The organism is Burkholderia sp. Z1 (assembly GCF_014893795.1).
Classification (GTDB): Bacteria; Pseudomonadota; Gammaproteobacteria; order Burkholderiales; family Burkholderiaceae; genus Burkholderia; species Burkholderia theae.
This window is the reverse complement of record NZ_JACFYL010000002.1, coordinates 2,459,354-2,480,647: the sequence shown is the minus strand read 5'-3', so window position 1 is coordinate 2,480,647 and position 21,294 is coordinate 2,459,354. Positions and strand designations below refer to the sequence as shown.

The 21,294-nt window shown below is 67.9% G+C and carries 20 protein-coding genes and 1 riboswitch; of the genes, 16 read left to right on the top strand and 4 right to left on the bottom strand.

Annotation, left to right across the window (positions count from 1 at the left end):
• Window positions 1-6: 6 nt before the first annotated feature.
• The 4 genes from andAd (at window position 7) to H3H55_RS28035 (ending at window position 3,416) form a co-directional block, all read left to right on the top strand.
• Window positions 7-483 carry an anthranilate 1,2-dioxygenase small subunit AndAd gene (gene andAd, locus H3H55_RS28050; protein WP_048250146.1) on the top strand — a complete coding sequence of 159 codons (477 nt, stop codon included), beginning with the start codon at window positions 7-9 and terminating at the stop codon, window positions 481-483.
• A 17-nt stretch (window positions 484-500) separates the two neighbouring features.
• Window positions 501-827 (top strand): anthranilate 1,2-dioxygenase ferredoxin subunit AndAb, encoded by a 327-nt coding sequence (andAb, locus tag H3H55_RS28045; protein WP_129516794.1) that lies wholly within the window; start codon window positions 501-503, stop codon window positions 825-827.
• Complete coding sequence (andAa, locus tag H3H55_RS28040; protein WP_193101062.1) at window positions 817-2,037, top strand: anthranilate 1,2-dioxygenase system ferredoxin--NAD(+) reductase; 1,221 nt, start codon at window positions 817-819, stop codon at window positions 2,035-2,037. The genes andAb and andAa overlap by 11 nt, the downstream gene beginning before the upstream one ends.
• A gap of 92 nt (window positions 2,038-2,129) precedes the next feature.
• Window positions 2,130-3,416, top strand: coding sequence for a DUF445 domain-containing protein (locus H3H55_RS28035; protein ID WP_193101061.1), 1,287 nt, complete (start codon window positions 2,130-2,132; stop codon window positions 3,414-3,416).
• A 33-nt stretch (window positions 3,417-3,449) separates the two neighbouring features.
• Here H3H55_RS28035 and H3H55_RS28030 read toward each other — a convergent pair whose 3' ends face one another.
• Both H3H55_RS28030 and H3H55_RS28025 read right to left on the bottom strand, forming a co-directional pair.
• Window positions 3,450-3,752 (bottom strand): HigA family addiction module antitoxin, encoded by a 303-nt coding sequence (locus tag H3H55_RS28030; RefSeq protein ID WP_193101060.1) that lies wholly within the window; start codon window positions 3,750-3,752, stop codon window positions 3,450-3,452.
• 12 nt (window positions 3,753-3,764) lie between these two features.
• On the bottom strand, window positions 3,765-4,052 hold the full coding sequence (locus tag H3H55_RS28025; RefSeq protein WP_319022345.1) for a type II toxin-antitoxin system RelE/ParE family toxin: 288 nt from the start codon (window positions 4,050-4,052) through the stop codon (window positions 3,765-3,767).
• 192 nt (window positions 4,053-4,244) lie between these two features.
• Between H3H55_RS28025 and H3H55_RS37580 the strand changes: the two genes are divergently transcribed.
• Window positions 4,245-4,376: a hypothetical protein gene (locus H3H55_RS37580; RefSeq protein WP_264299679.1), complete on the top strand. Its 132-nt coding sequence runs from the start codon at window positions 4,245-4,247 to the stop codon at window positions 4,374-4,376.
• 48 nt (window positions 4,377-4,424) lie between these two features.
• Here the strand turns inward: H3H55_RS37580 and H3H55_RS28020 are convergent, their stop codons facing one another.
• Both H3H55_RS28020 and H3H55_RS28015 read right to left on the bottom strand, forming a co-directional pair.
• Window positions 4,425-4,724, bottom strand: coding sequence for an addiction module antidote protein (locus H3H55_RS28020; RefSeq protein ID WP_193101058.1), 300 nt, complete (start codon window positions 4,722-4,724; stop codon window positions 4,425-4,427).
• Window positions 4,725-4,727: 3 nt separating this feature from the next.
• On the bottom strand, window positions 4,728-5,045 hold the full coding sequence (locus H3H55_RS28015) for a type II toxin-antitoxin system RelE/ParE family toxin (RefSeq protein WP_346654751.1): 318 nt from the start codon (window positions 5,043-5,045) through the stop codon (window positions 4,728-4,730).
• Between the two features lie 352 nt (window positions 5,046-5,397).
• Between H3H55_RS28015 and H3H55_RS28010 the strand changes: the two genes are divergently transcribed.
• From H3H55_RS28010 to H3H55_RS27960, 11 genes are all read left to right on the top strand, one after another.
• Window positions 5,398-7,038: an acetolactate synthase large subunit gene (locus H3H55_RS28010; protein ID WP_129516798.1), complete on the top strand. Its 1,641-nt coding sequence runs from the start codon at window positions 5,398-5,400 to the stop codon at window positions 7,036-7,038.
• A gap of 29 nt (window positions 7,039-7,067) precedes the next feature.
• Window positions 7,068-8,501, top strand: a complete 1,434-nt coding sequence (locus H3H55_RS28005; RefSeq protein ID WP_193101056.1) for an aldehyde dehydrogenase family protein — start codon at window positions 7,068-7,070, stop codon at window positions 8,499-8,501.
• A gap of 239 nt (window positions 8,502-8,740) precedes the next feature.
• Window positions 8,741-10,324 carry a Na+/H+ antiporter gene (locus H3H55_RS28000; protein ID WP_193101055.1) on the top strand — a complete coding sequence of 528 codons (1,584 nt, stop codon included), beginning with the start codon at window positions 8,741-8,743 and terminating at the stop codon, window positions 10,322-10,324.
• 474 nt (window positions 10,325-10,798) lie between these two features.
• Entirely contained in the window at window positions 10,799-11,932 is a 1,134-nt protein-coding gene (locus H3H55_RS27995) for a response regulator (protein ID WP_193101054.1), read from the top strand.
• A gap of 126 nt (window positions 11,933-12,058) precedes the next feature.
• On the top strand, window positions 12,059-13,735 hold the full coding sequence (locus H3H55_RS27990) for a methyl-accepting chemotaxis protein (RefSeq protein WP_193101053.1): 1,677 nt from the start codon (window positions 12,059-12,061) through the stop codon (window positions 13,733-13,735).
• Window positions 13,732-14,244: a chemotaxis protein CheW gene (locus H3H55_RS27985; RefSeq protein ID WP_193101052.1), complete on the top strand. Its 513-nt coding sequence runs from the start codon at window positions 13,732-13,734 to the stop codon at window positions 14,242-14,244. Before H3H55_RS27990 ends, H3H55_RS27985 begins: the two co-directional genes overlap by 4 nt.
• Window positions 14,241-15,641, top strand: coding sequence for a CheR family methyltransferase (locus H3H55_RS27980; protein WP_193101051.1), 1,401 nt, complete (start codon window positions 14,241-14,243; stop codon window positions 15,639-15,641). The genes H3H55_RS27985 and H3H55_RS27980 overlap by 4 nt, the downstream gene beginning before the upstream one ends.
• 46 nt (window positions 15,642-15,687) lie before the next feature.
• Complete coding sequence (locus H3H55_RS27975; protein ID WP_048250160.1) at window positions 15,688-16,392, top strand: chemotaxis protein CheW; 705 nt, start codon at window positions 15,688-15,690, stop codon at window positions 16,390-16,392.
• Complete coding sequence (locus tag H3H55_RS27970) at window positions 16,389-18,698, top strand: hybrid sensor histidine kinase/response regulator (protein WP_129516805.1); 2,310 nt, start codon at window positions 16,389-16,391, stop codon at window positions 18,696-18,698. Before H3H55_RS27975 ends, H3H55_RS27970 begins: the two co-directional genes overlap by 4 nt.
• A complete protein-coding gene (locus H3H55_RS27965; protein ID WP_048250162.1) occupies window positions 18,695-19,714 on the top strand; it encodes a chemotaxis response regulator protein-glutamate methylesterase in 1,020 nt (339 codons plus the stop codon). Before H3H55_RS27970 ends, H3H55_RS27965 begins: the two co-directional genes overlap by 4 nt.
• A gap of 83 nt (window positions 19,715-19,797) precedes the next feature.
• Window positions 19,798-19,901, top strand: a riboswitch (Fluoride riboswitch).
• A gap of 79 nt (window positions 19,902-19,980) precedes the next feature.
• The gene (locus H3H55_RS27960) at window positions 19,981-21,222 is read left to right on the top strand and encodes a voltage-gated chloride channel family protein (RefSeq protein ID WP_193101050.1); all 1,242 of its coding nucleotides are present in this window, start codon (window positions 19,981-19,983) and stop codon (window positions 21,220-21,222) included.
• Window positions 21,223-21,294: the final 72 nt, after the last annotated feature.

Below are 21,294 nucleotides of genomic sequence, written 5' to 3'. Positions count from 1 at the left end.
CGCGAAATGACGGAAGACATGAAGACGTGGTTCGAGATTTACATGCTGCAGAACCGCTACATCAGCCATCTCGACAACGACCGGATCGAGCAGTGGCCGGAGATGTTCACCGAGGACTGCCTGTACGAAATCGTGCCGAAGGAAAACGCCGATCTCGGGCTGCCGGTCGGGATCGTCCACTGTACGAACCAGCGGATGCTGCGCGACCGCGTGGTGTCGCTGCGGCACGCGAACATCTATGAAGAGCACACGTACCGGCACATGACGTCGGGCCTGACGATCGTCGCCGAACGCGACGGCGAGATCGACACCGAGAGCAACTACGTCGTCGTGCAGACGCGCAGCAACGGCGAATCGAACGTGTACCAGGCCGGCAAGTACTACGACACGGTCGTGCGCACGCCCGACGGGCTGCGCTACAAGACCAAGCGGGTGATCTACGACACGTCGCGCGTGCAGACGCTGCTCGCCACCCCGATCTGACGAAGCAAGGAACCGACATGACCGAAGCAACGCTGGCCGAGTGGCATCCGCTCGGCACTTTCGACGAATTCTCCGAAGACGAACCGGCGGCGCGCGTCGCCGGCCAGAAGCCGATCGCCGTGTTTCGGATCGGCGACGAACTGTTCGCGATGCACGACCTCTGCACGCACGGCCATGCGCGGCTGTCCGAAGGTTATGTGGAGGATGGTTGCGTCGAATGCCCGCTGCACCAGGGGCTGATCGACATCCGCACCGGCGCGCCGAAATGCGCGCCGATCACGGAGCCGGTGCGGACCTATCCGATCCGGATCGTCGACGGGCAGGTGGAAGTCAATGTCGGCTGACCCGTTCGTGATCGTCGGCGCGGGCCACGCGGCGCGGCGCACGGCCGAAGCGCTGCGCGAACGTGATGCCGCGGCGCGCATCGTGATGATCGGCGCGGAGCGCGAGCTGCCGTACGACCGGCCCGCGCTGTCAAAGGATGCGCTGCTGACCGATGGCGGCGAGCAGCGCGCGTTCATCCGCGACGCGGCGTGGTACGACGCGCAGCGCATCGAGCTGCGGCTCGGCACGCGGGTCGACGCGATCGAGCGCGCCGCGCAGCGTGTGCGGCTCGACGACGGCACGACGCTGCCGTACGCGCGGCTCGTGCTCGCGACGGGCTCGCGGGTGCGCACGTTCGGCGGTGCGATCGACGAAGGTGTCGAGCCGCATTATGTCCGCACGGTCGACGATGCGCGTGCGTTGCGCGCGCAACTTGTTCCAGGCCGCCGCGTCGCAGTGCTCGGCGGCGGCTTCATCGGCCTCGAGGTCGCGGCCGCGGCGCGCCAGCTCGGTTGCGACGTGACGGTGATCGACCCGGCGCCCCGCTTGCTGCAGCGTGCGTTGCCGGAAGTCGTCGGTGCGTATGCGCGTCAATTGCACGACGCGCGCGGCGTGATCTTCCAGATGGCGACGCTGCCGCGCGCGATTCGTCGCGCGCCGTCCGGCGGCGCGATCGTCGAGACCGATCGCGGCGACGTGCCGGCCGATATCGTCGTGGTCGGCATCGGTGTCGTGCCGAATGTCGAGCTCGCCCAGGCGGCCGGACTCGACGTCGACAACGGGATCCGTGTCGACGCCGGCTGCCGCACGGCCGATTCCGCGATCTTCGCGACGGGCGAGGTGACGATGCATTTCAATCCGTTGCTCGGGCGTCACGTGCGGATCGAATCGTGGCAGGTTGCCGAAAACCAGCCGGCCGTCGCGGCCGCGAACCTGCTCGGCGCCGACGAAACCTATGCGGAGCTGCCGTGGCTGTGGTCGGATCAGTACGACTGCAACCTGCAGATGCTCGGGCTGTTCGGCAGCGAACGCACGATCGTCGTGCGCGGCGATCCGGCGAGCGGGCCGTTCACGGTGTTCGGGCTGGGTGATGATGGCAGGATCGTCGCGGTGGCCGCAGCCAACCTGGGCCGTGACATCGGCGCATCGCGCCGGCTGATCGCGGCGGGGGCGGTGCCCGATCCCGTGAAACTTGCCGATCCGGCGGTGAACCTGAAGACGTTCATGTAACGGCGGGGCGAGCGGCGCACCTGCGGCGCGCGCGTTTGTCGGTTGACGCGAAATCGGGGATATTAGCGGCATCGCCGATTCGCCGGTCCTCCATGACGCCAGACAAAGCCCTCGAACTGAAACGAAGCAAGCGCCGCGCGCTGTGGCTGCTGCTGGCCGCGGTCGCGGTGTTCGTCGCGACGATCCTGCTGCCGCGCGGCCCGTGGGTCGACGGCGTCAAGGCCGTGGCCGAGGCCGCGATGGTCGGTGCGCTTGCCGACTGGTTCGCGGTCGTCGCGCTGTTCCGCCGCGTGCCGATTCCGTTCGTGTCGCGCCATACCGAGATCATTCCGAAGAACAAGGACAAGATCGCCGACAACCTCGCGGTGTTCGTGCGCGAGAAATTCCTCGGCCCCGACGCGCTTGCCGCGCAGATCCGCCAGCACGATCCCGCGCAGAAACTTGGCGCGTGGCTCGGCGAGCCGGCGAACACCGACGCGCTCGGCGGCTACGTGACGAAGCTGATGAGCTTCGCGCTCGACATGACCGACGATGCGCGGATCCAGTCGTTCGTCCACGACGCGTTCCGCGCGGTGATCGACCGGGTCGACCTGTCGCAATCGGCCGGCGCGATCCTCGACACGCTGACGAAGGACGGCCGCCACCAGCAATTGCTCGACGACGCGATCGAACAGGTGGTCGACGTGCTCGGCAAGGAGGAGAACCGCGAGGTGATCGCGGGTTTCATCGTCGAATGGCTGAAGACGCAGTACCCGAAGGTCGAGAAGATCATGCCGACGCAGTGGTTCGGCGAGAACGGTGCGCGGATGCTCGCGAGCGCGGTGAGCCGCGTGCTGAAAGGCGTGGCGGCCGACCCCGAGCACGAGCTGCGGCAGCGCTTCGACCGGACGGTCGTGCGACTGACCGAGCGGCTGAAGCACGATCCCGCGTTCATCGAAAAGGGCGAGGAGATCAAGCGCTACATCCGCGACGGCGACGCGTTCAACACGTATGCGCGCGACTTGTGGGACCAGTTGCGCGCGTGGCTGAAGGCCGATCTCGCACGCCCCGATTCGGCGTTGCACCGCCAGGCCGCGACGCTCGGCGGCTGGCTCGGCGCGCGGCTCGCGGAGAGCCCGGCGCTGCGCGCGTCGCTGAACGAGCATGTCGAGAAGGCCGTGCACGAGATGGCGCCGGATTTCGCCGATTTCCTGATGCGTCACATCCGCGACACGGTGCGCAACTGGGATGCGCGCGAGATGTCGCGGCAGATTGAGCTGAACATCGGCAAGGATCTGCAGTACATCCGCATCAACGGCACGCTGGTCGGCGGGTTGATCGGGCTCGGGTTGTATCTGGTGTCGCTGGTGCCGCGCTGGGCGGCCGGCTGGCTGCATTGATGCGGCCGCGCCGGCGAACGGCGGCTGCGGTGCCTACGCGTGCGAGCGCTCGCGCGGTTCGACCTTGCGATCTATTTCGCTGCGCGTCGGCAGTGTCTTGAGATCGTAAGCGGTCTGCAGGTTCAACCAGAATTCCGGCGACGTCTCGAAGTAGCGCGCGAGCCGGTAAGCCGTATCGGCCGTGATTCCACGCCGTTCCTTGACGATTTCGTGCAAGCGTGTCGCCGGCACGTTCAACGCGAGCGCCAGTGCGTTGACGCTCATTTCCAGCGGAACGAGGAATTCTTCCCGCAGGACTTCGCCCGGATGAATCGGGCGCATTCCATTCTTGAGCATGCAAAGCTCCAGTCAGTGATAGTCGACGATCTCGACCTGGGTCGGACCATCGTCGCTCCATACGAAACAGATCCGCCATTGTTCGTTGATGCGAATGCTGTGCTGACCTTCCCGATCGCCTTGCAACGCTTCGAGCCGGTTGCCGGGCGGGGCCCGCAAGTCACGCAGTTCTTTCGCGGCGGCGACCATTTGCAGTTTCCGGGTAGCAACGGTTTCGATCGTACGGAAGCGCCTGGGTAATTCTCCGGCAAACAGCAACCGGGTATCTTTGCATCGGAACGATCTGATCATTACGGGCATGGTATTACGTTTAACGTAATACGTCAATAAGGATGAAATGGTTTCGACGATGCGTACGTCGAAGCGCCTCCGCGTGAAATAACCAACAGGAATCCTGACTGATAGGGAATCGGTGAGATCATCGCGTGATGACAGATGTCGCCAATGCATACCGGCCGGTTGCTGTCATCCCGACGAGTATAGGGGCGCACATTGCCTTTACGGGTCCGGTATGCCATTCGGACGATCTATTGCATCAACGGCACGCTGGTCGGCGGGTTGATCGGGCTCGGGTTGTATCTGGTGTCGCTGGTGCCGCGTTGGGCGGCCGGCTGGCTGCATTGATGCGGCCGCGGGCAGCGCGTGGACGGCGCGATGCCGCGCGCCCGCGCATCACGCGTGCGCTTTCGAGCCGTGCAGTTGCAGGCCGAGCGCCTTGATGACCTTCAGGATCGTGCCGAAGCTCGGGTTGCCGTCGTGCGACAGCGCCTTGTACAGCCCTTCGCGCGACAGGCCCGCATCGCGCGCGACCTGCGACATGCCGCGTGCGCGCGCGATCACGCCGAGCGCGTGCGCGATGAAGGCCGGATCGTCGCCGGCCTCTTGCAGGCACGCTTCGAAGTAGTCGGCCATGTCGTCTTCGGTCTTCAGATGGTCGGCCGAATCCCACGGCCGGGTCTTGATTTTGTCCATCGATCACTCCATGTCGAGATGCGCCAGCATCGCGTGTGCGGCGCGTATGTCGGCCTGTTGCGTCGATTTATCGCCGCCGCAGAGCAGGATGACCCAGATCGTGCCGCGCCGGACGTAGTAGACGCGATAGCCGGGGCCATGGTCGATACGCATTTCGACGACAGGCGAGCCGGCCGATTTCCAGTCGCCCGGATTGCCCATCGACAGGCGGTCGATGCGTGCCTGGATGCGGCGCTTCGCGACGCGATCCTGCAGGCCGGCGAACCATGCGTCGAACACGTCGGTGGTCCGGATGCTGTACGTAGGCGCAATGTAGGGCATTAATTTCAATGCGTCAACCATGGTTCACAGATGTGGCGTGTTGAATTCCATGGCCGCTACAGTAGGGCCGCCCGCTTCGTTTGCGTGCGGAATGGCCGTTCGGCCGAAGTCGAAATCTTCCGAATCCGTCTACAATCAAAAACATCTTTGCTGCCCGTGCGCGCTTGCCGCGTGCGGGCGGGTCCGTTCGTCCTCCTGTCTCGGGAGGCACCGCCGCGCGTTGCAGGTCGCGCGGCGGGCAGTGCCGTGGTTTGTGTCCAGTAGGTAAAGCGTCCGCGTGCCGTAGGCCGGCGCGCGTCATGTACGCCGCGCGTCCGTATGCCGGGCAGGCGGCATCAACCGAGAGTCCCCCATGAAAGCATCGGATCTGTTCGTGAAGGCGCTGGAAGCCGAAGGCGTCGAGTACGTGTTCGGCATTCCCGGCGAAGAAAACCTCGATCTGCTCGAATCGCTGCGGCGATCGAAGATCAAGCTCGTGCTGACCCGGCACGAGCAGGCGGCCGGGTTCATGGCCGCCACCTACGGCCGCCTGACGGGGCGCACCGGCGTGTGTCTCGCGACGCTTGGGCCCGGCGCCACGAACTTCGTGACGGCCGCCGCGTATGCGCAGCTCGGCGGGATGCCGATGCTGATGATCACCGGACAGAAGCCGATCAAGTCCAGCAAGCAGGGCCACTTCCAGATCGTCGACGTGGTCGACATGATGCAGCCGCTCACGAAATTCACGCGGCAGATCGTGTCGATCGGCAACATCCCGTCGGCCGTGCGCGAAGCGTTCCGCCGCGCGGAGGAAGAGCGCCCGGGCGCCGCGCACCTCGAACTGCCGGAAGATATCGCGCACGAGGAGGGCGACGGCAAGCCGATCCCGCGCAGCTACAGCCGGCGGCCGGTAGCCGAGGAGAAGGCGATCGCACACGCGGTCGACGCGATCCAGGCCGCGCGCCATCCGCTGCTGATGATCGGCGCGGGCGGCAACCGCAAGACCACCCGCAAGATCCTCGTCGAATTCGTCGACAAGACCGGCATCCCGTTCTTCACGACGCAGATGGGCAAGGGCGTGATCGACGAGTCGCACCCGCTGTGGCTCGGCAACGCGACGCTGTCCGATGGCGATTTCGTGCACCGCGCGATCGAGCATGCGGACTGCATCATCAACGTCGGCCACGACGTGATCGAGAAACCGCCGTTCTTCATGCGCGCGGACGACAAAACCGTGATCCACGTGAACTTCCTCGGCGCGCAGGTCGATCCGGTCTATTTCCCGCAGATCGAGGTGGTCGGCGACATCGCGAATGCGGTGTGGCAGATGACGGAGGCGATCGTCCCGCAGCCGCACTGGGATTTCGCGCGCTTCGCGATGATCAAGGAGCATTTCGACGCGCATCTGGAGAAGGGCCAGCACGATCCGCGCTTCCCGATGTACCCGGTGCGGATCGTGAACGACCTGTACAACGCGCTGCCGGTCGACGGGATCGTCTGTCTCGACAACGGGATGTACAAGATCTGGTTCGCACGCTACTGGCGCGCGCACGAGCCGAACTCGCTGCTGCTCGACAACGCGCTCGCGTCGATGGGCGCGGGCCTGCCGTCGGCGATCGCGACGAAGATCGTGCATCCGCAGCGCAAGGTGATCGCCGTATGCGGCGACGGCGGCTTCATGATGAATTCGCAGGAGCTCGAAACGGCGGTGCGGCTGAAGCTCGACCTCGTCGTGATGATCCTGCGCGACGACGCGTTCGGGATGATCCGCTGGAAGCAGGAGAACATGAACTTCCCCGATTTCGCGATGACGCTGCAGAACCCCGATTTCGTGTCGTATGCGCAAAGCTACGGCGCGCACGGGCATCGCGTCGAATCGGCCGACGATCTCGAGCCGCTGCTGCGCGAGTGCTTCTCGTCGCCGGGCGTGCACGTGATCGACGTGCCGATCGATTATTCGGACAACGAGCGCGTGCTGAACCGCGAGATCAAGCGCCTGTCGGCGCAACTCTGAATTCCCCGTCCACAGGAAGGAGTCGTTCCATGTTGAAGGAAACCTATCCGTACTACCTCGCCAACGAAGCCGTCTACGCGAACACCGATCTGGACGTGACGGACAAGTTCAGCGGCAAGGTGGCGACGCGCGTCGCGCTGGCCGACGCGAAAGCGATCGACGCGGCAATCGGCGCGGCGGTCGACGCCGCGAAGCCGATGCGCGAGCTGCCGGCCTACAAGCGGCAAGCCGTGCTCGACCATTGCGTCGCGCGTTTTCGCGAGCGCTTCGACGAGCTGGCCGAGGCGCTGTGCATCGAGGCCGGCAAGCCGATCAACGATTCGAAGGGCGAGGTGACGCGGCTGATCGACACGTTCCGCGTCGCGTCCGAGGAATCGGTGCGCATCGATGGCGAGATCATCAACCTCGAGATCTCCGCGCGCGCGCAGGGCTATTCGGGCTACACGAAGCGTGTGCCGATCGGCCCGTGTTCGTTCATCTCGCCGTTCAACTTCCCGCTGAACCTCGCCGCGCACAAGGTCGCGCCCGCGCTTGCGGCCGGCTGCCCGTTCGTGCTGAAGCCCGCGAGCCGCACGCCGATCGGCGCGCTGATCATCGGCGAGGTGCTCGCGGAAACCGACCTGCCGAAGGGCGCGTTCTCGGTGCTGCCCGCCCATCGCGACGGCGCCGATCTGTTCACGACCGACGAGCGTTTCAAGCTGCTGTCGTTCACGGGCTCGCCGGCCGTGGGCTGGGCGCTGAAGGAGAAGGCCGGCAAGAAGAAAGTCGTGCTGGAACTCGGCGGCAACGCGGCCGCGATCGTCGATGCGGACCAGCGCGACCGGCTCGACTACGTGGTCGAGCGTCTCGCGTTCGGCGCGTACTACCAGTCGGGCCAGAGCTGCATCGGCGTGCAGCGGATTCTCGTGCATGCCGATCTGTACGACGCGCTGCGCGAGAAGCTGATCGCGAAGACGCGTTCGCTGAAGATGGGCGATCCGAAGGATCCGTCGACGTTCGTCGGCCCGATGATCTCCGAATCCGAATCGCGCCGGCTATCGGGCTGGATGGATGCGGCCGTCGCGGCGGGCGCGAAGATCGTCGCGGGCGGCAAGGTCGACGGCGCGATGTTCGAGGCGACGCTGCTGGAAAACGTCGGGCATGAGCAGGACCTGTACCGGAAGGAGGCATTCGGCCCCGTCGCGATCCTCGAGAAATTCGACCGGTTCGACGACGCGCTCGCGCGCGTGAACGACAGCGACTTCGGGCTGCAGGCCGGTGTGTTCACCGATTCGCTCACGCACGCGCAGCGCGCGTGGGACGAGCTGGAAGTCGGCGGCGTCGTGATCAACGATGTGCCGTCGTTCCGCGTCGACAACATGCCGTACGGCGGCGTGAAGGATTCGGGCCTCGGCCGCGAAGGGATCCGTTACGCAATCGAAGACATGACCGAGCTGCGGCTGATGGTCATACGGCGCCGCTGACGCGCGGGCGGGCAGCGCGGTGCCGCGACGGCACGCGGGCGGGCGATCGTGCCGGCCCGCGTGCCGTTTTTCATGGCGGCGCGCGCACCGGGCCGGCGTCGGGCCGGCATCGCGCCCACACCTTGCGACGGGGCCCAACGCGCTCGACTGCGGGCATGGCATCGTGATGTAATCGCGCCAAACTGCCGACCGGGGTACGACACCGGAAAGCGCGAATTCATTCTTCACGAGGTCGATTCATGTCTCCCGTCTCGGCATTCAAGCTGGTTTTGTTGTCATTCCTGGCGATCGTCGCGCTCGAATACCTCGCCAAGCGGCTGCGGCTGCCGCCCGCGGCCGCGCTGCTGATCGGCGGTATCGGCATCGCGTTCGTCCCCGGCCTGCCGCCGGTCAACCTCGATCCCGAACTGGTGCTGCTCGTGTTCCTGCCGCCGCTGCTGATGGACGGCGCGTACTTCACCGTGTGGGAGGAGTTCAAGCGCAACGTCGGCGGCATCCTGCTGCTCGCGATCGGTGCGGTCGTGTTCACGACGTTCGCAGTGGGCTTCGCCGTGCACTGGGTGGCGCCGGCGCTGCCGTGGGCCGCGTGCTTCGCGCTCGGCGCGATCGTGTCGCCGCCCGACGCGGTTGCCGCGAAGGCCGTGCTCGAACGCGTCGCGCTGCCGCGCCGGCTGATGGTGCTGCTCGAAGGAGAGAGCCTGCTGAACGACGCGGCCGGCCTCGTGCTGTTCCGCTTTGCCGTCGCGGCCGCGCTGACCGGCGCATTCAGCCTCGAGCATGCGGTCGTGCGCTTCGCGGAGCTCGGGCTCGGCGGCGTGGTGGTCGGCTTCCTGGTCGGCAAGCTCGTCGTGTGGTTCCTGAAGCTGCTCGACGACGACTATCTCGTGATCACCGTCGCGGTGATCGCCGGCTGGATCGCGTACATCGCGGGCGAAATGGTCGAGGTGTCGGGCGTGATCGCGACCGTCACGGCCGGCATGATCATCGGCTGGCATCAGCACGAGGTGTTCTCGGCGGCCGTGCGCACGCGCGGCACCGCGTTCTGGCAGGTCATCGTGTTCCTGCTCGAAGCGATGGTGTTCGTGCTGATCGGGTTGTCGCTGCGGGGCGCGATGCACCGGCTCGGCGGCTTCGAGCAGGTGCTCGGCACGATGGTGCCGCCGGTGCTCGCGGTGCTGGTGGCGGTGATCGTGTCGCGCTTCGTATGGATTTACGCGGTCGAGGCGCTGAAGTGGCCGGTGCGCGGGATCGCGCGGCGCGGCGACGCGCCCGACTGGAAGGCCGCGACGATCATGAGCTGGGCCGGGATGCGCGGCGTCGTCACGCTGGCGATCGCGCTGTCGCTGCCCGAGGCGATGCCCGGCCGCGACGTGATCCTGGTTGCGTCGTTCGCGGTGATCCTCGTCACGGTGCTGCTGCAGGGCACGACGATCGGGCCGCTGATCCGGCTGCTGCGCCTGCCGCAGCGCGAAGAGCGCGCCGCGCATCACCTGACCGAGCCGCAGACGTGGGCGTACGTCGAGGCCGCGCAGCTTGCGGCGATCCAGCCGCTCGTGCGCGACGAGAACGGGGTCGTGATCCATCCGCGCCTGCTCGAGCAATACACGTACCGCGCGGAACTGACCGAACGGGCGAAGAACGAGCCCACGTACCCGCCGGAAGTGCGCACCGCGCACTACGACGTCGTGCTGGCCGCGATCAAGGCCGGGCGCGCGGAGCTGTTGCGTCTGCATCGTTCGGGCCATATCCACGACGAGATGCTGCACACGGTCGAACGCGACCTCGACCTGCAGGAAGTGTCCGCGCAGCACGGGCGCGGGTAAGCAGCCACCCCGCCACCATCGCACGGGCCGGCTCCCTGCCGGCCCGCCGTACGCACGGGTCGATCCTCGCCCGGCGCTTTTTTTTCTTCCTCCCGCCCGCCGATCCGGCCCATTTTCATCCGGCCCCCAATGCGACAGGCAGCCAGCCTTGCAGCGCATGCAAGCCTTATGGCGCCGAACTCGCAAACGTTATCGTCTTTCGAATCCGGAAATGATCCGATTTATCTGATTCCGGCTCTTTCTGAATATTTGGCAAATCTAAACCGAAGGAGATAGATGCTGTGTTCTATTTTCATTTAGAATCAGCCGGTTATCTTTATTGAGAGAAAGAATGCGGAGGTAATGCGGCCGTCGACGGGGAAAAAACGACGTCCGGAGCCCTGCAAGGCAGTGCCGACAGGCCAAATCGGCGAAATCAGGTGGGGTTTTCAGCCGCCAAAATGAGATAGTGTCCAAGTCGGATAAACAACTCCTATGAAAGAATCGATTGGAGTTTCGGCGTTTGAAACTGTATTTATGAAAGAATCAAGCGGTGATAATGCCTCGGATTGTCTTGAATCGGGGTTATCAGTCCTTCTCGTCGACGATCAACCGTTCGTCGGCGAGGTGATCCGTCGCGCGCTGCGCAGCGAACACGACATCGATCTGCACGTGTGCACCGACGCGCACCGGGCGATGGCGGTCGCGCGCGACGTGAAACCGACGGTCATCCTGCAGGATCTCGTGATGCCGGAGATCGACGGCCTCGATCTCGTCCGCGCATGGCGCGCGGACGCCGGCACCGCACGCGTGCCGATCATCGTGCTGTCCGCGAAGGAGGAGCCGATCGTCAAGCGCGAGGCGTTCATCGCCGGCGCGAACGACTATCTGGTGAAGCTCCCCGATGCGATGGAGCTGACCGCGCGGATCCGCTATCACTCGAATTCGTACCTGATGTCGCGGCAGCGCGACGAGGCGCTCGATTTCCTGTCGCACGACATGCGTTCGCCGCAGACGTCGATCCTCGCGCTGCTCGACGTCTACCGGACCGAGCACGGCGACATGCCGGCGATCATGGAGCGCATCGCCGGCCATGCGCGGCGCGCGCTCGCGCTCGCCGACGGCTTCATCCACCTGACCCGCGCGCAGTCCGAGCGGCGCGCGCACGAGGTCGTCAGCCTCAACGAGATTGTGGTCGATGCCGTCGACCAGCTTTGGGAGAAAGCGGCCGGGTTCGGCAGCCGGGTCGTCGCGCACGTGCCCGACACCGAGTGCGTGACGATGGGCGATCGCATGATGCTCACGCGCGCGGTCGCGAACCTGATCGACAACGGGCTGAAGTACGGCCCGGCCGGCACGGACGTGCACTGCACGCTGAGCGGCGAGGACGGTGCCTGGCAGATCGGCGTCGAGGATACCGGCGCCGGCATCGCCCCGGAGCAGCGCACGGCCGCGACCGAGTCGTTCGTGCAGCTCGAATCCGCGCATGGCGCGGCGCGCGGCGGCTTCGGCCTCGGGCTCGCGTTCGTCCGCGCGACGGCGGCGCGGCATCGCGGCCAGATCCTGATGCGCAATACGGCGCGCGGCTTCATGGTCGCGCTTCGGCTGCCGGTGCAAGCGGAGCGGTGATTTCGCGGCGCGGCCTGCCGGCGCCGCGCCTTCCGTATCCGACCCCGATGCGCTCGTGGCGCGCCGTCCGGCGCGCAGGCGGGCGCGGATTTTTTCAACGCTGATTTTAGAAAGCCCATAACGAACATGGCCACCGTGACGCCCCGCGCGACCAATGAAAGCCTGCATACGACGATCGGCGCTGCCCGGCTGACGCTCGGCAATCGCATCCTGCTCAGCTTCGGCGTGCTGTTCGTGCTGATGCTGGTGACAGCCGGCGTGTCGTACGAGCGACTGCGCGCGATCAACAGCGAAGCCGTCAGCATCGAGCGCGACTCGTTGCCCGGCGTGTACCTCGCGTCGTCGCTGCGCGGTTCGGTCAACGAATCGTTCACGCTGCTGCAGCAGTCGATCTTCGTCGAAACCGACCCCGACAACGTGCATCGCGATCTCGCGAAGATCGCCGATGCGGTGAAGGAGATCGACGCGCTGTCGGTCGACTATCAGGCCACGACGTTCCGCGACGACGACCGGCAGCGCTTCGCGACCTTCCGTGGCGCGTATGACCGCTACCTGCCGCTCTTGAACGATGCGGTGCAGCAGAGCCGCACGTCGCACAGCGACGCGGTGGCCGCCTATGCGAAGGCGCTGCCGGCGTGGACCGAGGTCGTGCGCAACGCGAACATCCTGGTACAGGAAAACCGCAAGTTCGCCGAGCAGTCGGCGAAGCTGATTCGCGAATCCGTGCAGGACACCGAGGTCGTGCTCGCGACGGCGCTGGCGATCATGCTGCTGTCCGCGCTGGGGCTCGGCTACGGGCTGTTCCGTTCGGTCACGGTGCCGATGGCGCGGCTCGTCGAGGTGCATGACGTGATGCGCACCGGCAACCTGACGCGCCGCCTCGACCTGCGCCGCCGCGACGAATTCGGCACGCTCGAGACGGGCTTCAACCGGATGGCCGACGAGCTGACCGAACTCGTCTCGCGTGCGCAGCAGTCGTCGCTGCAGGTGACGACGTCGGTCGCCGAGATCGCGGCGACGTCGCGCGAACAGCAGGCGACCGCGAACGAAACCGCGGCAACGACGACCGAGATCGGTGCGACCTCGCGCGAGATCTTCGCGACGTCGCGCGACCTGCTGCGCACCATGAACGAGGTGGCCGGCGTGGCCGAACAGTCGGCGACGCTCGCGGGCGTGAGCCAGAGCGGGCTCACGCGGATGGGCGAGACGATGCGCAGCGTGATGGACGCGGCCGGTTCGGTGAACGCGAAGCTCGCGATCCTCAACGAGAAGGCGCTGAACATCAACCAGGTGGTCGCGACGATCACCAAGGTGGCCGACCAGACCAACCTGCTGTCGCTGAACGCGGCGATCGAGGCCGAGAAAGCCGGCGAGTACGGCCGCGGTTTCGCGGTCGTCGCGACCGAGATCCGCCGCCTCGCCGACCAGACGGCCGTGGCGACCTATGACATCGAGCAGACGGTGAAGGAAATCCAGTCGGCCGTGTCGGCGGGCGTGATGGGGATGGACAAGTTCTCCGAGGAAGTGCGCCGCGGGATGCTCGACGTGCAGCAGGTCGGCGGGCAGCTGTCGCAGATCATCGCCGAGGTGCAGACGCTCGCGCCGCGCTTCCAGATGGTCAACGAAGGGATGCAGACGCAGGCGAACGGCGCCGAGCAGATCACGCAGGCGTTGTCGCAGCTGTCGGAGGCCGCGCAGCAGACGGCCGAGTCGCTGCGCCAGTCGTCGCAGGCGATCGACGACCTGACGCTGGTCGCGAACCAGTTGCGTACCAGCGTGTCGCGTTTCAAGGTCGACGCGTGACGCGCGCCGATCCGCAGAACGGCGCACACGCGCTGTTCCTGATGTTCGAGCTCGACGGTGGGCGCTATGCGCTCGACGCGGCCGGCATCGAGGAGGTGCTGCCGCTCGCGACGACGAAGGCCGTGCCCGGCGCACCCGAATGGATCGCCGGGCTGCTGATGCGCGGTGGCCAGCCGGTGCCGGTGATCGACGTGCCGATGCTGGCGCTCGGGCGGCGTGCGCAAGCGCTGCGCTCGACGCGGCTCGTGATGGTGCGCTACGGCGCGGGCCAGGGCGACGGCGAGCGGGTGATCGGCCTGATCGTCGAGCGCGCGACGCAGACGATGCGGATCGACCGCGCGGCGTTTCGCGCAAGCGGCATCTCGACCGCGCGCACACGCTGGCTCGGGCTCGTCGCGAACACGCCCGACGGCGTCGTGCAGCAGGTGTCGGTGACCGACCTGATCGACGACGTCGCGCGCCTGTATCTGTTCGACGGCCTGCCGGGCCACGGGGGGGGGTCCGCATGAAAGAGTCCGAATCGCGATTTCGCGGCTGGCTGCTGCGCGAGACCGGCATCGACCCCGATTCGCTCGGCAACGAATTCCTGACGCGTGCGTTGACGGAACGCGTGCATGCGCTGCAGGCGGACGGCGAGCGCTTGCTGTCGGCCGCGCGGCCGCCGGTGACGCAGGAAGCGCTCGACGCGTACTGGCAGCAGCTCAACGCGTCGGCCGACGAGCGGCGCGCGCTGATCGAGCTGTTCGTCGTGCCCGAGACGTGGTTCTTCCGCGACCGCGAGGCATTCGCGACGCTCGCGCGGCTTGCGGCGGAACGGCAAGCCGCGATGCCCGGCCGCATGATTCGCGTGCTGAGCGCGCCGTGCTCGACGGGCGAGGAGCCGTATTCGGCGGCAATGGCGCTGCTCGATGCGGGGCTCGACCCGGCCAGCTTCGCGATCGACGCGATCGACCTCAGCGCGCGCGCGATCGAGCAGGCGCGGCTCGGCTGTTACGGGCGCAACGCGTTCCGCGGGACGGCGACGGAGTTTCGCGCGCGGTACTTCACGCCGGCCAACGACGGCTGGCTGCTGGACGAGTGCGTGCGCGCGTGCGTGCAGTTCCGTCACGCGAACCTCGTCGATCCGGGCGCGGATACGGGCATTCGCTACGATTTCGTGTTCTGCCGCAACGTGCTGATCTACTTCGACCGCGATGCGCAGGATCGCGTGATCCGCTCGCTCGACGGGCTGCTCGTCGACGACGGCATGCTGTTCGTCGGGCCGGCCGAAACGGGCGTCGCGATGCGGCACGGGATGCGCTCGGCGCGTGTGCCGCTGGCATTCGCGTTTCATCGCGAGCCGGCCGGTGCGGTGGCCGATGCGTACGCGGCCCGGCCGGCCGCGCCGCTGCACACGGCGGCGCCGTACCGGCGCGCGGAGCGCTTCACGGTTGCCCCGGTCGCGGCGCCGCGACCGGTGGTGGCGGTCGCGCCGCCGGCCTGGCTCGGCGACGGGCTGCAGCCGTTCGCGGCGACGCCGCCGGCCGTGAACACGGCCGCGTTCGACGCGCGGGCCGGGCGATCGGTGGTGATGGCCGAAGCCGCCGCACCCGTCGTCGAAGGCATCGCGCCGACGCTCGAGGATGCGCAGGCGCTCGCGAATGCGGGCGCGTTCGACGAGGCCGAACGCGTGCTCGCGCAGTTCTCGGCGCGCGTCGGGCCGCATGCCGATGCGTTCTACCTGAACGGGCTGATCGCGGATGCGCGCGGGCGCGCCGCGGAAGCCGGCGACTTCTACCGGAAGGCGCTGTACCTGCGGCCCACGCACCACGAGGCGCTGACCCATCTCGCGACGCTGCTCGACGTCGGCGGCGACCGCGCGGGCGCGCAATGGCTGCTCGAGCGCGCACGGCGCTCGGCGGGCTGATACGAATACGGGATCGGGACCGACACCGCGATGACCAGAGGACTCCATGAACCGCGACGCCGCTGCCACTGACGACACGACGATCGACGTCGACGATTGCTGGAACCGGATCGGCACGCGCGGCGACCGCTCGTGCGAGCGGCTGAACGACTGCCAGCGCTGCCTGAATTGCCCGGTCTACGCGTATCACGCGGCGCGGCTGCTCGAGCGTCCGCTCGGCGACGCCGAGATGGCCGACGCCACGCGCCGGATCAGCGCGTACGGCACGACCCGCGTGCGCGCCGACGACGATACGCACCATGCGGCGCTGGCGTTTCGCGTGGCCGACGAATGGCTCGCGCTGCCGATCGGCGTGCTGCGCGAGATCGCCGGCACACGCCCGATTCATTCGCTGCCGCATCGCCGCAATTCGGCCGTGCGCGGCGTGGTCAACATCCGCGGCACGCTGCGCATCGCGATCTCGATCGGCGCGCTGCTCGGCCTCGGAGCGGGCAAGGGCGGCAACGGCGGCGGCGACGGCCGGTTCACGCGGCTGCTGGTCGCCGCGCACCAGGGCGAGCCGGTCGTGTTTCCGGTCGACGAAGTCGAGGGCGTGTTGCGCTTCGGCGCCTCCGACTGGGTGCCCGTGCCGGCGACGGTCGGGCGCGCGAGCGCCGGCCTGTCGCGCGGCGTGCTGTCGTGGCGCGGCAAGTCGGTGGGCCTGCTCGACGACGACCGTTTGTTCGACGCCGTGACACGGAGCATGCGATGAGCGGCGATGACGATCTGAGCCACCTGTCGCTGCTCGAGCTGTATCGCGAGGAAACGCGCACGCAGACCCAGGCGCTGTCCGAGCGGCTGCTCGCGCTCGAATCGGGCGAGCCCGATTCCGTCGCGCTCGAGGCCTGCATGCGCGCCGCGCATTCGCTGAAGGGCGCCGCGCGCATCGTCGGCGTGCCGCTCGGCGTCGACATCGCGGGGCGGATGGAAGAGTGCTTCGTCGCCGCGCAGGCCGGCACGATCGCGCTGACGGCCACGCACGTCGACGTGCTGCTTGCCGGCGTCGACCTGCTGGTGCGCGTCGGCGATCCGCAGGGGCAGCCGGTGACGTCGACCGAGATCGACGTGTTCGCGGCGGCGCTGACGGGCGCCGACGGCGCCCAGACGATGCACGCGTCGGCTGTCGTCCCGCCGCCGGTGCCGCCATCGGTCGTGCCGTACCGCGACCACGACGGCGCCGCGAACGAGCCCGTTGGCGCAAGCGCCGCGGTGCCGCCGCTCGCGGTGTCGGGCACGGTGCCCGATCCGGCCCAGGCCGGCCGTATCGCCGGCGCCGGCGCGATGCGCCGCGTGCGTGCCGATACGCTGAACCGGCTGCTGAGCCTGTCCGGCGAATCGCTGGTCGAATCGCGCTGGCTCAAGCCGTTCGCCGAATCGATGCTGCGCGTGAAGCGCGCGCAGCGCGACGCCGCCCGGTCGCTCGATCTGATGGTCGAACAGTTCGCCGACGATCTCGACTCCGGCATGCTCGCGTCGATGAACGAAGTGCGGCACATGCTCAACGACCTGCAGCGTTCGCTCGCCGAGCGCATGGACGAATTCGACCGCTTCGAGCGGCGCAGTACGCATATCGCCGAGCAGCTGTACGACGAGGCGCTGCAATGCCGGATGCGGCCGTTCGGCGATGCGACGCGTGCGTATCCACGCATCGTCCGCGATCTCGCGCGTTCGCTCGGCAAGCAGGTGCGCTTCTCGATCGTCGGCGAAGGCACGCAGGTCGATCGCGACATCCTCGACCTGCTCGACGCGCCGCTCGGCCATCTGCTGCGCAACGCGATCGATCACGGCGTCGATTCGCCCGACGCGCGGCGCGCGCGCGGCAAGCCGGCCGAGGCCAGCGTGACACTGGAGGCGCGCCATAGCGCCGGCTCGCTGCTTGTCAGCGTGATCGACGACGGGCCGGGCGTCGACATGGACGCGCTGCGCGCGGCGGTCGTGCGCCAGCGCCTGACCGACGACGAGACGGCCGCGCGGCTGTCCGATCCCGAACTGCTCGAATTCCTGCTGCTGCCGGGCTTCTCGATGCGCGACGCGGTGACCGACGTGTCGGGCCGCGGCGTCGGCCTCGACGCGGTGCAGGAGATGGTGCGCGGTGTGCGCGGCGCGGTGCGGATCTTCAACGAGCCGGGCGCGGGCATGCGCTTCGTGCTGCAGCTGCCGCTCACGCTGTCGGTGATCCGCAGCCTGCTCGTCGAGGTCGGCGGCGAACCGTATGCGTTCCCGCTCGCGCATGTGCGCCGCACGCTCGAACTCGCGCACGACGATATCGACGTGCTCGAAGGGCAGCCGCATTTTCCGTTCGACGGCCGGCGCGCAGGGCTCGTTGCCGCGCACCAGTTGCTCGATGCGGGCGAGCCCGACGCGGCGCGCACGAGCACGGCGGTCGTGGTCGTCGGCGGCGAGCCCGAGCTGTACGGCGTCGCGGTCGACCGCTTCCTCGGCGAACGGATGCTCGTCGTGCAGCCGCTCGACAGCCGCCTGCACAAGATCCAGAACATCGCGGCCGGCGCGCTGCTCGAGAACGGCGACCCGGTGCTGATCGTCGACGTCGAGGATCTGATCCGCTCGGTCGACAAGCTCGTGCGCGGCGGGCAGCTTGCGCGCGTCACGCGCGATCCGCAGTTCGCGCTCGCCGACCGGCGCCGCCGCGTGCTCGTCGTCGACGATTCGCTGACGGTGCGTGAACTCGAACGCAAGCTGCTGGAGAAGCGCGGCTACGACGTGACGGTCGCGGTCGACGGGATGGACGGCTGGAACGCGGTGCGCAGCGATGCGTTCGACCTCGTCGTCACCGACGTCGACATGCCGCGCATGGACGGCATCGAACTCGTCACGCTGATCAAGAGCGATCCGATGCTCAAGCGCGTGCCGGTGATGATCGTGTCGTACAAGGATCGCGACGAGGATCGCCGCCGCGGGCTCGACGCCGGCGCCGACTACTACCTCGCGAAGAGCAGCTTCCACGACGAGGCGCTGCTCGATGCCGTGCACGACCTGATCGGGGGCGCGCGCGGATGAACATCGGTATCGTCAACGACCTGCCGCTGGCCGTGGAGGCGCTGCGCCGCGTGCTCGCGCTGCGCGCGGACCACCGCGTGCTGTGGGTCGCGACCGACGGCGACGAGGCGGTGGATTTCTGCGTCGCGCATCCGCCCGACGTCGTGCTGATGGATCTCGTGATGCCGAAGGTCGACGGCGTCGCAGCGACGCGCCGGATCATGGAGCGCGCACCGTGCGCGATCCTGATCGTGACGGCGAGCGTCAGCGCGAACACGTCGTCGGTCTACGAGGCGATGGGCGCCGGCGCGCTCGACGCGGTCGACACGCCGACGCTCGCGCTCGGGCTGTCGACCGACGCGTCGCCGCAGGCGCTGCTCGCGAAGATCGACCAGATCGGCCGGCTGCTCGAAAGCCGCACCGCGGCGCTCGTGCCACCGGGGCCGACGCCTGCGCGCGGCCAGCCGACGCTCGTCGCGATCGGCGCGTCGGCGGGGGGGCCAACCGCGCTCACCGCGTTGCTGCGTGCGCTGCCGGCCGATTTCCCGGCCGCGATCGTGATCGTCCAGCACGTCGACCAGGCGTTCGCGCTCGGCATGGCCGAGTGGCTCGACGGTTATACGCGGCTGCCGGTGCGCGTCGCACGGCAGGGCAGCGTGCCGCAGGCCGGCGAGGTCCTGCTCGCGGCGACCAACGATCACCTGTACCTGTCGCCGCGCGGCGTGCTCGGCTATACGCGGCATCCGGTCGAGACGCCGTATCGGCCGTCGATCGACGTGTTCTTCAACAGCGTCGCCGACGGCTGGCAGGGCGATGCGTTCGGCGTGCTGCTGACGGGAATGGGGCGCGATGGTGCGCTCGGCCTGAAGGCGATGCGCGCGAAGGGTTGCTACACGATCGCGCAGGACGAGGCGACCAGCGCCGTCTACGGGATGCCGAAGGCGGCCGCGGCGATCGGCGCGGCGTCGGCGATCCTGCCGCTCGATCGGATCGCGCCCCAACTGATCTCGCGCATCACGCGCCCGCTGCGCGACTGACGGCGCGCCGGGGGGCGCGGTGCCGTCCGGTTCCGGTATGCCGGCGGCCGCATTGCGTGCGATGCGTGGCGTCACGTACAATTGCCGCCTGCGGAGATGGCATGCCTCCGTGCGGTCGTTTCCGGCGCGTGGCGCGCGGTGCGGCCCTCAACCGCCGGTTTGCCCGGCTGATGATGCCTGCGTGTTCCTGGGTTGTCAGGAGGTCGCAGGCCGTCCATGCGGTATTCTGCCGCCCAGGTTTTGATGTTCTGTCGAATCTGGAAATCATGTTTTTCACGACTTCTGCCGATCTTCTCGCGACCGTGCGCTACGTGTGCCGCTGGCTCGCGCTCTCGGCCCTGCTCGGCGCGCTGGCCGGCACGGCTTCCGCGCTGTTCCTGATTGCACTCGACTGGGCGACCGGCACGCGCGTTGCGCATCCGTGGCTGCTGTGGGGGCTGCCGGCCGCCGGTTTCGCGACCGGATGGATCTACCATCGTTTCGGCCAGTCGGTCGCGCGCGGCAACAACCTGCTGATCGACGAGATTCACGACCCGAAGGCGCTCGTGCCGAAGCGGATGGCACCGCTCGTGCTCGTCGCGACCGTCGTCACGCACCTGTTCGGCGGCTCGGTCGGCCGCGAGGGCACCGCCGTGCAGATGGGTGGCGCGCTCGCCGATCGTGTCACGCACGTATTCCGCCTCGATCGCGAGCATCGTCGCGTGCTGCTGATGGGCGGCATCGCGGCCGGCTTCGCGTCGGTGTTCGGCACGCCGCTCGCGGGCGCCGTGTTCGGGCTCGAGGTGCTCGCGATCGGGCGCGTGCGGTACGACGCGCTGCTGACCTGCGTCGCGTCGGCGATCGTCGCGGACGTCGTGTGCCGCGCGTGGGGCGTGCATCACACGGCCTATGCGATTCCGTTCGTGCCGGCCGTGTCGGCGACGGGGCTGGCCGTGACGGTGGTAGCGGGCATCGCGTTCGGCGTCGTCGGCCGGCTGTTCGCGTATGCGACGCATGCGCTGACCGCGTGGTTCCGCCGCGTGATCCGCTATGCGCCGCTGCAGCCGGTGCTCGGCGGCCTGCTGGTCGCCGCGGCCGCCACCGTGCTGAACGTGCCGCAGTATCTCGGTCTTGGCATCCCGACGATCGAGGCCGCGTTTCACGGCCCGCTGCCGCTCTACGATTTCGCGGGCAAGTTCGCGTTCACCGTCGTCACGCTCGCGTCGGGGTTCAAGGGCGGTGAAGTGACGCCGCTGTTCTACATCGGCGCGACGCTCGGCAACGCGCTCGGCCAGGTGCTGGCGCTGCCGGTGCCCGTGCTCGCGGGGCTCGGCTTCGTCGCGGTGTTCGCGGGCGCGGCCAACACGCCGATCGCGTCGACGATCATGGCGATCGAACTGTTCGGCGCGGACATCGGCGTGTATGCGATCGTTGCGTGTGTCGTCGCGTATCTGTTTTCGGGGCACGCGGGGATTTATCGCGCGCAGCGCGTGGCGGTGGGGAAGGGGGCGCAGGCTGAGGCGGAGTGAGGCGGGGCGCGCGCATTGGAGCCGGGGGATGGCGCGGCGGAAAGCGACTCCGTAAAATGGGTTCGCCGCGAA

Coding starts and splice junctions, on each gene's coding strand:
- andAd (WP_048250146.1), top strand. CDS start 7: ATGACGGAAGACATGAAGACGTGGTTCGAGATTTACATGCTGCAGAAC.
- andAb (WP_129516794.1), top strand. CDS start 501: ATGACCGAAGCAACGCTGGCCGAGTGGCATCCGCTCGGCACTTTCGAC.
- andAa (WP_193101062.1), top strand. CDS start 817: ATGTCGGCTGACCCGTTCGTGATCGTCGGCGCGGGCCACGCGGCGCGG.
- H3H55_RS28035 (WP_193101061.1), top strand. CDS start 2,130: ATGACGCCAGACAAAGCCCTCGAACTGAAACGAAGCAAGCGCCGCGCG.
- H3H55_RS28030 (WP_193101060.1), bottom strand. CDS start 3,752: ATGCTCAAGAATGGAATGCGCCCGATTCATCCGGGCGAAGTCCTGCGG.
- H3H55_RS28025 (WP_319022345.1), bottom strand. CDS start 4,052: ATGCCCGTAATGATCAGATCGTTCCGATGCAAAGATACCCGGTTGCTG.
- H3H55_RS28020 (WP_193101058.1), bottom strand. CDS start 4,724: ATGGACAAAATCAAGACCCGGCCGTGGGATTCGGCCGACCATCTGAAG.
- H3H55_RS28015 (WP_346654751.1), bottom strand. CDS start 5,045: ATGCCCTACATTGCGCCTACGTACAGCATCCGGACCACCGACGTGTTC.
- H3H55_RS28010 (WP_129516798.1), top strand. CDS start 5,398: ATGAAAGCATCGGATCTGTTCGTGAAGGCGCTGGAAGCCGAAGGCGTC.
- H3H55_RS28005 (WP_193101056.1), top strand. CDS start 7,068: ATGTTGAAGGAAACCTATCCGTACTACCTCGCCAACGAAGCCGTCTAC.
- H3H55_RS28000 (WP_193101055.1), top strand. CDS start 8,741: ATGTCTCCCGTCTCGGCATTCAAGCTGGTTTTGTTGTCATTCCTGGCG.
- H3H55_RS27995 (WP_193101054.1), top strand. CDS start 10,799: ATGAAAGAATCGATTGGAGTTTCGGCGTTTGAAACTGTATTTATGAAA.
- H3H55_RS27990 (WP_193101053.1), top strand. CDS start 12,059: ATGGCCACCGTGACGCCCCGCGCGACCAATGAAAGCCTGCATACGACG.
- H3H55_RS27980 (WP_193101051.1), top strand. CDS start 14,241: ATGAAAGAGTCCGAATCGCGATTTCGCGGCTGGCTGCTGCGCGAGACC.
- H3H55_RS27975 (WP_048250160.1), top strand. CDS start 15,688: ATGAACCGCGACGCCGCTGCCACTGACGACACGACGATCGACGTCGAC.
- H3H55_RS27970 (WP_129516805.1), top strand. CDS start 16,389: ATGAGCGGCGATGACGATCTGAGCCACCTGTCGCTGCTCGAGCTGTAT.
- H3H55_RS27965 (WP_048250162.1), top strand. CDS start 18,695: ATGAACATCGGTATCGTCAACGACCTGCCGCTGGCCGTGGAGGCGCTG.
- H3H55_RS27960 (WP_193101050.1), top strand. CDS start 19,981: ATGTTTTTCACGACTTCTGCCGATCTTCTCGCGACCGTGCGCTACGTG.